Consider the following 12,037-nt stretch of genomic DNA (forward strand, 5'->3'; position numbering starts at 1 on the left):
AGCGCTTGCTGCGGCGCCCCGTCATCGCTGACAGGCGTGCAAGGCTCTGTCATTCTTGGCCTCTGTCGCTTAAGGAGGATCAGGCGAAGGCGGAGGGGCACCGTGCGCTTGTTGGTGATCGAGGACGATCCCGAGCTGAACCGGCAGCTTGTCGAGGCGCTGGGCGACGCCGGCTATGCCGTCGACCGGGCCTATGACGGGCTGGAAGGCCAGTTCCTCGGCGAAACCGAGCCCTACGACGCCATCGTGCTCGACATCGGCCTGCCGAAGCTTGACGGCATCTCCGTGCTGGAAAGTTGGCGGCGGGCGGGCAAGACCACCCCCGTCCTCATCCTCACCGCCCGCGACCGCTGGAGCGACAAGGTGCAGGGCTTCGATGCCGGCGCCGACGATTACGTCGCCAAGCCCTTCCACATGGAGGAGGTGCTCGCCCGCCTGCGCGCCTTGCTGCGACGGGCCACCGGCCACGCCTCCAGCGAGATGTCCTGCGGCCCGGTGCGGCTCGACACCCGCTCCGGCCGGGTCTCGGTGGATGGCAATCCGGTCAAGCTCACGTCGCACGAATATCGCCTGCTTTCCTACCTCATGCACCATGCGGGGCGCGTGGTGTCGCGCGGGGAATTGGTGGAGCACCTCTACGATCAGGATTTCGACCGCGATTCCAACACCATCGAGGTGTTCGTGGGGCGCCTGCGCAAGAAGCTCGACTGCGACGTGATCCAGACCGTGCGCGGCCTCGGCTATCTGCTCGCGGCCCCCGAGGAGCCGCGCTGACCCATGGCCTGCTTCCTTCCGGCCCGCTCCCGTCCGGCCTGCTCCCGCACGGCGGCGCGCTGACATGGCGGACCCGGCCCGCCGCCCGCCGGAGTACACCCCCGGCTCCCTGGCGTTCCGCCTCGTGCTCTCCGCCATGGGCATCACCGTGGTGGTGCTGCTGGTGGTGGGGCTCGTGCTCGCCTCGCTCTATCGCAGCTCCGCCGAGCGGGCGTTCGACCGGCAGCTCGACATCTATCTGAAGATCATCGTCGCGGACGTGGCCAATGCGTCCGAACGCCTGCCCGAGCCGGCGGGGCTGGCCGACCCGCTCTTCGCCTTCCCCCATTCCGGCTGGTACTGGCAGATCGCGCTCAAGTCCGACGGCGTGAATGAACGGCGGACCTCGCGTTCGCTGGTGGGCGAAAGTCTTCCGCTGCTGGCCGCGCAGGGTATCAGCGGGCGCCCCGGCCTGATGCGGCAGGGCTATGCCGCGGGTCCGGGCAACGTCGCCGTGCGGGTTGTGGAGCGCGACGTCGACCTCGGGCCGGATGCCCATTACATCGTTTCGGTGGCGGCGGCCGCGTCCGATCTCGAAGCGGAGATCTCCGCCTTCAACTTCTCGCTCGCCACGACACTGGTGGTGCTGGCCTGCGCCTTCCTCCTCGTGGTGATCGTGCAGGTGCGGTTCGGGCTGAAGCCGCTGACGCGCATCTCCCAGGCCCTCTCGGACGTGCGCTCCGGCAAGGCCGAGCGGCTGGAGGGCACCTATCCCATCGAGATCGTGCCGCTGGTGCGCGAGGTGAATGCCCTCATCGACGCCAACCATGAGATCGTGGAGCGCGCCCGCACCCACGTCGGCAACCTCGCCCATGCGCTCAAGACCCCCCTCTCCGTGCTGATGAACGAGGCCGGTACCCGCGACGATCCGCTCGCCATGCGCGTGCGCGACCAGGCCGGCGTCATGCGGGACCAGGTCGCCCACCATCTGGAGCGCGCCCGCATGGCCGCCCGCATCTCCGTGGTGGCGAGCGTGTGCGAGGTGACGGCGGTCATTACCGCGCTGGCCCGCACCATGGAGAAGATCCACCGCACCAAGGATCTCGCCATCGACGTGCGCATCCCCGAGGACGTGCACTTCCGGGGCGAGCGGCAGGACCTCGAGGAGATGTTCGGCAATCTCATCGACAATGCCTGCAAGTGGGCTTCCTCCCGGGTGGAGGTCGAGGTGCTGGTGGAGCGGCCGCGCACCCCCGGCGACCGGGTCTATTTCCATGTGAGCATCGACGATGACGGCCCCGGTCTCGATCCCGCCCGGCGGGTGGATGTGGGTCGGCGGGGGCGGCGGCTGGACGAATCCAAGCCCGGCTCCGGCCTTGGCCTGTCCATCGTGCAGGAACTGGCGCTGCTCTATGGCGGGCGGTTCGAGCTGAGCTCGGCCCCCATCGGCGGGCTCCGCACGGAACTGGTGCTGCCTGCAGCGGCAGCGCCGCCCCCGCCCACCTGACGTTTCCCGGCCGGGCTGGTGCGGGTGATACCGTGGCGCCACAGCCTGCGGCAAACCGTCTTCACAGTGAGACTTGCGGTGCCTAAGAGAGCCCGTCAGCCTCTTTGTTGCCCCAATCGGTGATCCGATGGGCTGGTCTGAGCGTTGATGACGTGCACGGGCATTTTGCCCGGGTCCGTCCTGCCCGTTGTTCTGCCCGAGGCCTGTTCATGTTCGTCCGCGTGTCCCGCGTCTTTCCCGCGTCCGCAGTGGTCCTCGCCCTTGCGCTCGGCGGATGCGCGACCGACACGACCGGCAACAAGGCAACGGCGGCGCTGGCGGCCCTGCCCACGGCGCCGGTCATGTCCGGCACGGTCTCCGGCGGCCTCATCAGCGGCGGCATCGGCAACGGGCTCGACGACGCCGACCGGCAACGCGCCTACGACGCCGAGATTTCCGCGCTGGAGACGGGCGGCCCCGGCTATCCCATCGGCTGGAAGGGCGACGGCACCGCGCGCGGCACGGTCATCGCCGGCCCGCCCTACAACCGCGCCGGCTTCCAGAGCTGCCGCGACTATTCCCACACCATCTATATCGACAATCGCCCCCAGATCGCCCGCGGCGCCGCCTGCCGCACGGCGGAGGGCCGCTGGCAGCCGGTGAGCTGAGCGCGCTAGGACCCCGCCGCCTGAGGCGATGCGGGGCGGTGGGCGGACATGGCTTTCGGGAACGCTGGTAAAGGATGGGCGGCCGCCTGAGGCGCGCCGCGCCGGCATCAGCTTTCAGTAGGACATGAACAGGGGGACCTTGCAGTCCTCCAGCAGAGACTCGGTGACGCCGCCCAGCACCCATTCGCGGATGCGCGAGTGGTTGAAGGCGCCCATGACGATGAGGTCGGCGCCGATCAGACCCGCCTGCTCGCGCAGGGTCGCGGCCACGCCGTCCGGGCTCACCACAAGGTTCTTCACGTCCACATGGACGCCATGGCGGGCGAGATGGGGCGCAAGCTCGGCACCGGGCACTTCGTGCGCCAGCTCCTTTTCCGAGCCGATGGCGAGCACCTCCACGGAGGCCGCGGACTTGAGGATGCCCATGGCGTCGTTGACGGCCCGCGTCGCCCGCACGCTCGCATCCCAGGCGATGAGAACGCGGTCGTGCTTGAAGGTGTCCACCCCCGGCGGAACCACGATGACCGGCCGGCCGCTCTCGAACAGCAGCGCCTCGATGAGCCCGCGGTCGGCATTCACGGTCGCGACCTCCGCGTCCAGCACCGAGATGTCATGGACCCGCGCCTGGGCGATAAACAGCTCAACCAGCTGCCCGTAGGCGAGCTGCGGCGTTTCCACCGAGGCGGCGACACCGGCGGCCGCCGCATCGCCCCGCGCCCGCTCCGCCACGTCCTGCGCCAGCTGCCTGAGCCGCCGGTTGTGGGCGGCGACAAGGCCGGTGGCGACATTGCTGACGAAGGTATTGCCCATCACCACCTTCAGCGAGGCCGCCTGGATGGTGGCATGGGCGCCCGATTGCTGGGCCAGCGACAAGCCGTAGGCGAGCGCGGCGGAGGGTTCGTCAATGCCCTCTTCCGTCATCCCGATGAGCACGCTTTTTATGTTCTGCACCATTTGGCGTTTCCTCCTGACACGAGATCAAGGTATCCGAAGGCTTCAGCGTGTCGTTGCGTCATGTCAAGGGCGCAGGGCGCCGGTACCGGTTGCCAGCCCATTTCCGTGAGGTAATAAGAGGCGCGAGGGAGCGCCCATGATCGATGATCTGAACCTGTTCGCGAGCCAGCTGGTCACGCTCTGGGTCGTGCTGGAACCGCTGAGCCATCTCAGCATGTTTCTCGCCACCACCTCCCACCTCGATCGGCAGGAACGGCACAAGGTGGCGGCGATGGGCACCGCCTTCGCCTTCCTCATCCTGGTGGTGTTCACGCTCCTTGGCCGGATGCTGCTGGAGGCGATGGGCATCTCCATCCTCGCCTTCCAGATCTCCGGCGGCATCATACTGTTCTATTTCTCGATGACCATGATCTTCGGGGCGATGACGCAGCATGCCGTGACCGCCGATCCCGAGCGGCGGCTCGTCCACATCGCGGTCTATCCCATCGCGACGCCCATCGTGGCGGGGCCGGGCGCCATTCTCGCCATGGTGCTGTTCTCCGACAACAACCGCGGCGCCCCGCTCTCCCAGCACCTCATCACGGTGAGCGTGCTGGTGCTGATGTCGCTGGTGCTGTTCGCCATCTTCTGGCTGGGCGACTACATCGCCAAGGTGCTCGGGGAGGGCGGAGCGAGCCTGCTGCGGCGGATCATGGGCATCCTGCTCGCCGCCTTCTCGGTCAATCTGGTGCTCAACGCCTTCCAGAAATGGCTCAGCCTGCCGCCGATCTGAGCGGCGGCAGGCTGGCCGTTACGGATCAGGCCTCGATCTTGTCGATGTCCGGCGCGATGCCCGCAGAGGTGGGGGCGCCGTCGTCCAGCGGCGCCAGATAGTCCACCACCATCTCGCGGAAGCGCGGGAGGCCCTTGTAGGCGGCGATGTCCGGATTGAGGTCGCGCAGCACCCGGTGCAGCCGCCGGCGCCACTTGGGCACCTTGGCGATGTCCGCCACGCTGGTGAGATAGCAGCGGATGCCGAACAGGATGGCGTTGGAGCGGGGCAGGCGATAGAGCGTCTGCAGCTCCACGCGCAGGTGCACCTTATCCGCCACGTTCTGCGGCGTCACCGACGCCTTGTCGGGCCCCCACACGGGATAGTTTTCCGGCGAGGTGTCGAGGCGCGGGTTCACCGTCATGGTCCAGTTGAGGCGGCGCACCGGCTGGCCATACTGGAGGCGCAGGAGATACTTCAGGGCGCGGTCGAACACGCCCTTCTCGTGCGCCAGCGGCACCGGGCCGTGCCACTCGTGGAAGCTCATTCCGATGTCGAACTCCAGCGACCAGTCGGCCTGGGTCGTCACCATGCCGCCGTCCACGAAGAGGTTGTCCTCGCGCTGGTCCTGAAGGGTGAAATCGCCCTGCGCCTGCCGGGTGATGTATTCGAACGGCCCGCAGGGCAGCGTCTCGGCCTTGCCGAAGATGAAGCTCTGCTGGATGCCGAGCGGCCGGTTCACCCAGGTCCAGGCGTCGCCGTCCTTGGACAGGGTGAAGTGCTCGGGATAATCCGCCGCAAGGCTCTCCATGATGAGTTCGAGCGTGTCCCACTCCGCCGTCATCATGTGCGGCAGCACCTGGCAGCGCTTGGGGTCCTCGGCGAGGACGCGGGCGCGCTCCTTGCACTCCGCGATATAGTGCTCGTCGATGTCGAACACCGCCTGGAAGGCGGCCGTGGGGCCGCCGCGCACGTGGGGCTCGATGTTCACCGAATACATGTAGCTGTCTTCGGGGAACGGGAAGGGGAAGCGCAGGAGGTCCTCGGGCGACTTCTTGTAGGTGAAGGTGTCGCGGAAGGTCTCTGCGGGCTTGAACTGGACGGTCATGCGGATCCTCCCGGGATCACAGGTCGATGACGATGCGCGGGCCGCGGGCACGCGACACGCAGGTCATGATGAGGGTGCCAGCCGCCTTCTCCTCCGCGGAGAGGAAGTCGTCGCGGTGGTCCGCTTCGCCCTCCACGAGGGAGGTGGCGCACTGGCCGCAGGCGCCGCCACGGCACAGGCACGGGGCCTCCACGCCGGCCGCCTCGATGGCTTCCAGCAGGCTCTGGCTTTCGCCCACCTCCACCTCGATGCCGGACTTCCGCAGCACGGCGCGGAAGGGCAGGCCGGTGACGTCGCCGCCGAAGCTTTCCTTATGGACCTTGCCCTTGGGCCAGCCGAGGGCGGCGGCGGTGGAGGCCACCGCATCCATCAGGCTGTGCGGCCCGCAGACATAGACATGGGTGCCCAGCGGCTGGCGCGCCAGCAGGCCGGCGAGATCGAAGGCGGCGCGGCCGCCGCCATGCACGCGGATTTCCTCGCCCGCCGCATAGGGCGCGAGCAGGCGCTCGAACACCGGCACTTCCTCCAGAGTCGCGAGCTGGTGCAATTCGAACCGGGCGCCGCGCGCCTTCAGCTCCGGCAGGAAGGACAGAAGCGGCGTGATGCCGATGCCGCCGCCGATGAGCAGATGCTTCTTCGCGGTGGAGGCGAGCGGGAAGAGGCTCACCGGATTGGCCATCTCCAGCACGTCGCCCGCCGCGACCCGGCGGTGGAGAAAAGAGGAGCCGCCCCGCGACTGGGCGACGAGGCGCACGATGATGTCGTAGCGCGCCCGCTCGGACGGCGGGGAGACGAGGGAATAGGCATTCTTCATCACCCGCGCCCCGTCGCGCAGGGTGAGGAGAACGTGCCCACCCGCCGGTGGGGTGGGGAACGCGCCGCCATGGGCCGGCTCGAAGGAGAAGCGCTTGAGGCTCGGCGCGAGCTCGACGATCTCGCGCACGCGCACGCTGAAGGGCTGGGCGGCGGTCATGCGTAAAGCTCCTCGGCCTCGGGCACCTCACCCGGCACCTCGGCGTCCACCTGGACGCCCATGAAGGCGGCGAGCCGCCGTGAGAAATGATCGCGCACGAACAGGGATGCGCCGCAGCCCGGGCAGGTGAAGATGGAGGTGGTCACGCCCTCGCTCACCGTCCGGCAATGGACGCAATAGATGCGCCTTGCCTTCGGGCCGACCTCGGCGAAGGCGGTCTCCTGCCGGCTGAGGCCGGCCTTTTCCGCGCGGCCCCACACGTCCCACAGGAACGGCTCGGCGCCGGCCGCATAGAGGCGCAGCCCCATGGTCTCGCGGGCGAGCCGCTCTTCCAGCGCGGAAAACAGGTGCGTCACGGAGCGGAAGGTGGCGACGCTGCCCGGCGCCTCTTCCATGGCCGGGGCGGAGGCCACGGCGCTACGCCGGGCCACCGTCCAGACCTCGAAGGCGGAGGGGGCAACCCCCTCCGCCAGCGCCTCAGCCGGAACCTCGGCCGCCTCGACCACCAGCAGGTGGTGCCGTCCGGACGGGTCCGGAGCCAGCGGCGCGTACTTCGGGCGGCTCTTGATACCCTGGTCGCTCATTTCGTCTCCGTTCAATAGACCGCAATGCTGCGGGCCACGATGATGACAACGGCGCCGGCCGCGAGGGCGAGGTAGGGCAGCATCCCCGCCCGCGTGCCGGCACCGGGTTCGGCCTTGAGGTGCATGTCCTCCATCATCGCCGCCGGGAACTGGCCCTTGTCCGTCACATAGTGCCGGAAGAGGAACACCGGGATGATGGCGGCCGATACGATCAGCCCGGTCACCAGCGTGCCCGCGCCCCAGATGTCGGCACCCATGCCAAGCAGGAACAGGTTCACGTAGGCGAGCACCGTACCCATGCCGATGAGCCAGACGGGGGCCTTGAAGGGGCGCTCCCAGGTGGGACGATCGATGCGGTGCATCCAGGCGGAATTCAGGTTCAGGAAGTTGAACAGAATGTAGCAGACGTTGGAGATGGCGAGGATGAACACGTAGTCCGACATCATCAGCAGGATGAGGTTGAAGCCGAGGTCGGTCCACATGGCGCGGGTGGGGGCGCCGTTCTCGTTCACGTGGCTGAGATACTTGGGCAGCCAGCCGTCCACCGACGCCTGGTAGAGCGTGCGGGAGGAGCCGGCCATGGAGGTGATGATGGCCAGCATCAGCGCGAGGATCAGCATCACCACGATCACGGTGTGGACGATGGGTCCGCCCTTGATCATGTCGGCCATGGCGCTCGCCACACCCATGCCGGAATAGATGTCGGCGGAGAGGATGCCGGAATAGACCGCCGGCGTCGTGACCGTGCCTGAGGCGTCCACCACTGCCGGGGTCACGAGCTGGCCGAGGCCGAGCACGCCCTGGAAGGAGATGGGCACGATGGTGAACACAAAGATGCACAGAAGGCCCGAATAGAGGATAGCCTTGAAGGTATCCGTCTTCGGGTCGCGGAACTCGCGCGTGTAGCAGACCGCGGTCTCGAAGCCGTAGGTCGACCACGCGGCGATGAAGAGGCCGCCGGCCATCAGGGTGAGGCCCGCCATGTTCCACTCGCCGGCGATCACCTTGCCCGCCTCGTCCTTGGCGAGCGGGGCGAACGGCCCGAGATTGGCGGCGAGCACGTCGCCGGTGATCAGCGGCACGAGGCCGATGAGGATCAGCGGCAGCAGTGCCACCACGCCGAGGATGACCTGCACCTTGGCGGTCTGGCTGATGCCGCGATGCTGGATGGCGAAGGCGACGAGCAGCAGCACCGCGCCGAGGAGGAAGGTGGCGTTGATGCGCAGCGCGAGGCCCGCCTTCAGCCAGCCGAGATCGACCAGCGTGAGCTGCCAGGTGTTGATGGCGGCGTCCGGCGCGAACAGGATGGAGAGCACATAGCCCGCCGCAAGGCCTGAGCCGATGGACAGCACCGGCGACCAGGCCAGCCAGTTGCACCACACCGAGAACGGCGCGAGCAGCTTGCCGTAGCGCACCCAGGCGATGGCGCCGTAGACCGAGGCGCCGCCCGACTTGTGCGGGAACAGGCCGGCGATCTCGGCGTAGGAAAAGGCCTGGATGAAGCCGAAGATGATGGACAGGATCCACACGAACCAGGCCGGCGCGCCCACCGTGGCGCCGATGGCGCCAATGGAGAACAGCACGAGGGCGGGCACGCCGCTCGCGATCCAGAACGCGCCGGTCCAGCTGATCTTGCGTTGAAGCGAGCCGGCCTCAGGCGCGGCGACCGCTTCATTGGTTGCGGTGATGCTCATGATTGTCCCCTCGTTATGGCGAGGGAGTTTCCAGATAAGAAAAAAATTTGTCAACGAAGATATAGACGTATCGTTACGTCATTGCGAGCTTATTTTGGCGCCAGATGCTGCCCAATGAGTAGTCGCGCCAGAACTGCGGAAACAACAGCATGCCCGGGCGTCGCACCTTTATTCAGGCGCGCCGGGACGATACTGCAGTCTTCAGGCCCGCCATTCAGGCGGGTCGTCTCATTCAGGCTCGGACCCGGGTCTTCTGCGGATCGAAATGGGGGAACGGCACGATTTCGGCGCCGATGCGTTTCCTCAGTCCATCCAGCTTTCCGATCTCGATGGCGGTGCCCACCGCCGCGTGGGCGACATCGATCCGGGCGAGCGCGATCTGGCCCCTGAGAATGGGCGAGCGGGTTGCGCTGGTGACGACGCCCACCTGCGCCCGGCCGACGAAGAGCGGGTCGCCATGGCCCACCGCGTCGTTGCTCTCGATCTTGAGCCCCACGAGCTTCTTTGCCGGGTTCGCCTTGCGCCGCGCCAGCGCCGCCTTGCCGACGAAATCCTCGTCCTTGTCCGCCACGGCGAAGCCGATGCCGGCCTCGAAGGGGTCGGTCTCAGCGCAGAAGTCGTAGCCGGCGAAGACCAGCCCGGCCTCGATGCGCAGCATGTCCAGCGCGGAGAGGCCGAGCGGCTTCATGCCCTTCGGCGCGCCCGCCGCCCACACGGCCTCGAAGAGCGCCTTGCCGTCCTTGGGATGGCACCAGATTTCAAAGCCCAATTCGCCCGTATAACCCGTGCGCGAGACCACCAGCGCCGGACCCGTGGCTCCGCCGAGGCGGGCGACGGCGAAGCGGAACCACTTCAGCTCGGTGATGGCGGGCTGGGTGGCCCCGGTCCAGATCACCTCGGCGAGAATGTCCCGCGCGAGCGGCCCCTGCACCGCGATGTTGTGCAACTGGTCCGTGGAAGAGCGCACGTGGACGTGGAGGCCCCACTCCGCCGCCTTGGTGCGCAGCCACGTGCCGGTGAATTCCTCCCCGCACACCACCCGGAAATTGGTCGGCGACAGGCGGAAGACGGTGGCATCGTCAATCATGCCGCCGTGGTCGTAGCACAGCGCGGTATAGACCACCTGCCCCACGGCGAGCTTGCGCATGTCGCGCGTGACCGTGCGCTGGAGCAGGATTTCGGCGTCCGGCCCCGTCACCTCGAACTTGCGCAGGGGGGACAGGTCCATCACCGCGGCCTTCTCGCGGCAGGCCCAGTATTCGGCGATCGGCCCCTCGCTGGTGAAGCAGGTGGGCAGCCAGAAGCCGCGATACTCCACGAAGTTGCGCGTATAAGCGGCAAGGCTCTGGTGGAAGGCGCTCTCGCGCGTCAGGCGCGGCTCGGCGTCGGCACTCATGCGGAACGCGATCCCCTTGGAGAAGTTTTCGGCGCCGTCATAGACGCGCACATGGATGTCGGTGGGCTCCCAGCCATTGGCGGGGTCGATGTCGTCGGCGCAGGACGAGGTGGCGCACACGAGGTCGGTCAAAGCGCGCAGCAGCACATAGTCGCCGGGCCGCGACCATGGCTCGTCCATCGTGATGGCGTTGGTGTGGTCCACGGCCGTATTGTAGAAGAAGTTGATCGCCGGCCAGCCGGCGCGCTGGCGAATGCCCAGCGGCGCGAGCACGGCGTTGAAATTGTCCGTGCAATTGGCGTGGCCGGGATAGCCCATGTCCTCATAGTATTTCGCCGAGCAGGCGAGGGCGAAGGTGTCGTGGCGGCCGACCGTGTCGCGGATCACCTCTACCAGCGGCAGCTGGCGCTCGTCATAGTATTTGGAATAGAGGCCAGGCCCCGGATAGGCGGCGCCCATCAGCGTGCGGGTTGTGGTGGCGTCGAGGCCGTATTCCGCGCCCTTTTCAAGCGCGGCGGCGTCGAAGGCGAGGAAGTCCGCGCACTGGCGGCCGTCCACGTCGATGATCTGGATATAGTCGCCGGCCTTCACTTTGTAGGCGCGGGCTTCGGCCGCCGGGACGCGCAGGTCGAGCTTCGGTAGCGCGAGCGGGGCGGGGAGGGGACGGCCCCGGCCCCGGGCGCGGGTCACGGTCACGATGAGATCGGTGGGCGCGTCCTGCGCGTCCGGGGACATGGGGCCACCGGGGGCGGCGATCACCACGAGCACATCTGCCCGCGCGGCGATGTCCGCCGTCGCGCCCGCGCCGCCGTCTCCCGACAGCACCGTCCGCCCCGCCAGCGATGCCGGCGCGAGGCGCATGTCCGCCAACAGCCGGGCGACCTCCGCGCTGCCCTCTCCCCCTTGTTCCAGAAGCGCAGGCAACGTCTCGACGCCGGCGCCCTCCCAGCCTTCCACCGCACCCATGTCGGTGACGAAGACCAGCGCCGGCTGGAGCCCTTCCGGGTCCAGCACGGTCAGCATGTCTCCGGCGCCGAGCGTGAGGGCGGCGAGGCCGCCGCCGCGCACCACCACCCGCTCGCGGGCGGCGGTGGGCGAGGCGGAAGGACCTGGGGGAAGGAGGGAGGCGTCCATTCACCCCTCTTGAGCGATGGCCGCGAGCAGCCGGTAGCTGCCGCGGTAATAGAGCAGCGGATCGCCCTCGCCCTCGGCATGCAGATGCACCACCCGGCCGACGAAGATCACATGGTCGCCGCCGTCGTAATGGGCATAGGGCACGCACTCGAAGACCGCATGGGCGGGCACGAGGCGCGGCGCACCGGAGGGGCCGATCTCCCACGGAGTCGCGGAGAACTTGTCCTCGCCGGAGCGGGCGAAGCGGTTGGAAATCTCCTGCTGGCTCTCCAGCAGGATGTTCACCGAATAGGCCTTCACCCTCTCCAGCCGCGCCAGCGAGTGCAGCGAGCGGGCCATGGAGAAGAGAATCAGCGGCGGGTCCAGCGAGACGGAGGAGAAGGAATTCACCGTCACGCCGATGGGGCCGTCCTCGTCCTGCGCCATCACCACCGCGATGCCGGTGGCGAAGCGGCCGAGGGCGTTGCGCAATTCGCGCGGGTCGAAACGGGCGTCGAGATCAATGGTCGTCATGGCAAGGTACTCTCTGAAATGCG

Annotated in this window: 11 protein-coding genes; 4 read left to right on the forward strand and 7 right to left on the reverse strand. The window is 67.9% G+C overall.

Annotated elements, in window-relative coordinates; all coding sequences use genetic code 11:
* Positions 1-102: 102 nt before the first annotated feature.
* The 3 genes from J2126_RS17245 to J2126_RS17255 all read left to right on the forward strand — a co-directional run bounded on the left by J2126_RS17245 (position 103) and on the right by J2126_RS17255 (position 2,907).
* Entirely contained in the window at positions 103-774 is a 672-nt protein-coding gene (locus tag J2126_RS17245) for a response regulator transcription factor (protein ID WP_209488101.1), read from the forward strand.
* Between the two features lie 64 nt (positions 775-838).
* Complete coding sequence (locus J2126_RS17250) at positions 839-2,260, forward strand: sensor histidine kinase (RefSeq protein ID WP_209488102.1); 1,422 nt, start codon at positions 839-841, stop codon at positions 2,258-2,260.
* Positions 2,261-2,469: 209 nt separating this feature from the next.
* Positions 2,470-2,907, forward strand: coding sequence for a hypothetical protein (locus J2126_RS17255; protein WP_209488103.1), 438 nt, complete (start codon positions 2,470-2,472; stop codon positions 2,905-2,907).
* A 114-nt stretch (positions 2,908-3,021) separates the two neighbouring features.
* Here J2126_RS17255 and J2126_RS17260 read toward each other — a convergent pair whose 3' ends face one another.
* Positions 3,022-3,861: a universal stress protein gene (locus tag J2126_RS17260; RefSeq protein ID WP_209488104.1), complete on the reverse strand. Its 840-nt coding sequence runs from the start codon at positions 3,859-3,861 to the stop codon at positions 3,022-3,024.
* A 136-nt stretch (positions 3,862-3,997) separates the two neighbouring features.
* Here J2126_RS17260 and J2126_RS17265 point away from each other — a divergent pair, with 136 nt between their 5' ends.
* On the forward strand, positions 3,998-4,633 hold the full coding sequence (locus J2126_RS17265; RefSeq protein ID WP_209488105.1) for a MarC family protein: 636 nt from the start codon (positions 3,998-4,000) through the stop codon (positions 4,631-4,633).
* A gap of 25 nt (positions 4,634-4,658) precedes the next feature.
* Here J2126_RS17265 and J2126_RS17270 read toward each other — a convergent pair whose 3' ends face one another.
* The 6 genes from J2126_RS17270 to J2126_RS17295 form a co-directional block, all read right to left on the reverse strand.
* Positions 4,659-5,720: a heme-dependent oxidative N-demethylase family protein gene (locus J2126_RS17270; protein ID WP_209488106.1), complete on the reverse strand. Its 1,062-nt coding sequence runs from the start codon at positions 5,718-5,720 to the stop codon at positions 4,659-4,661.
* A gap of 16 nt (positions 5,721-5,736) precedes the next feature.
* Positions 5,737-6,693: a PDR/VanB family oxidoreductase gene (locus J2126_RS17275; RefSeq protein WP_209488107.1), complete on the reverse strand. Its 957-nt coding sequence runs from the start codon at positions 6,691-6,693 to the stop codon at positions 5,737-5,739.
* Positions 6,690-7,277: a dimethylamine monooxygenase subunit DmmA family protein gene (locus J2126_RS17280; protein WP_209488108.1), complete on the reverse strand. Its 588-nt coding sequence runs from the start codon at positions 7,275-7,277 to the stop codon at positions 6,690-6,692. Before J2126_RS17280 ends, J2126_RS17275 begins: the two co-directional genes overlap by 4 nt.
* Before the next feature lie 11 nt (positions 7,278-7,288).
* Entirely contained in the window at positions 7,289-8,971 is a 1,683-nt protein-coding gene (locus tag J2126_RS17285) for an APC family permease (RefSeq protein ID WP_209488109.1), read from the reverse strand.
* A 232-nt stretch (positions 8,972-9,203) separates the two neighbouring features.
* Positions 9,204-11,501, reverse strand: coding sequence for a DUF1989 domain-containing protein (locus tag J2126_RS17290; protein ID WP_209488110.1), 2,298 nt, complete (start codon positions 11,499-11,501; stop codon positions 9,204-9,206).
* On the reverse strand, positions 11,502-12,014 hold the full coding sequence (locus J2126_RS17295; protein WP_245327409.1) for a flavin reductase family protein: 513 nt from the start codon (positions 12,012-12,014) through the stop codon (positions 11,502-11,504).
* Positions 12,015-12,037: the final 23 nt, after the last annotated feature.

Source organism: Xanthobacter flavus (assembly GCF_017875275.1).
Taxonomy (GTDB): domain Bacteria; phylum Pseudomonadota; class Alphaproteobacteria; order Rhizobiales; family Xanthobacteraceae; genus Xanthobacter; species Xanthobacter flavus_A.

What these genes read in the sequence shown, in the direction of transcription:
- J2126_RS17250 (WP_209488102.1), top strand. Translation starts at nt 839, where the DNA reads ATGGCGGACCCGGCCCGCCGCCCGCCGGAGTACACCCCCGGCTCCCTG.
- J2126_RS17255 (WP_209488103.1), top strand. Translation starts at nt 2,470, where the DNA reads ATGTTCGTCCGCGTGTCCCGCGTCTTTCCCGCGTCCGCAGTGGTCCTC.
- J2126_RS17260 (WP_209488104.1), bottom strand. Translation starts at nt 3,861, where the DNA reads ATGGTGCAGAACATAAAAAGCGTGCTCATCGGGATGACGGAAGAGGGC.
- J2126_RS17265 (WP_209488105.1), top strand. Translation starts at nt 3,998, where the DNA reads ATGATCGATGATCTGAACCTGTTCGCGAGCCAGCTGGTCACGCTCTGG.
- J2126_RS17270 (WP_209488106.1), bottom strand. Translation starts at nt 5,720, where the DNA reads ATGACCGTCCAGTTCAAGCCCGCAGAGACCTTCCGCGACACCTTCACC.
- J2126_RS17275 (WP_209488107.1), bottom strand. Translation starts at nt 6,693, where the DNA reads ATGACCGCCGCCCAGCCCTTCAGCGTGCGCGTGCGCGAGATCGTCGAG.
- J2126_RS17280 (WP_209488108.1), bottom strand. Translation starts at nt 7,277, where the DNA reads ATGAGCGACCAGGGTATCAAGAGCCGCCCGAAGTACGCGCCGCTGGCT.
- J2126_RS17285 (WP_209488109.1), bottom strand. Translation starts at nt 8,971, where the DNA reads ATGAGCATCACCGCAACCAATGAAGCGGTCGCCGCGCCTGAGGCCGGC.
- J2126_RS17290 (WP_209488110.1), bottom strand. Translation starts at nt 11,501, where the DNA reads ATGGACGCCTCCCTCCTTCCCCCAGGTCCTTCCGCCTCGCCCACCGCC.
- J2126_RS17295 (WP_245327409.1), bottom strand. Translation starts at nt 12,014, where the DNA reads ATGACGACCATTGATCTCGACGCCCGTTTCGACCCGCGCGAATTGCGC.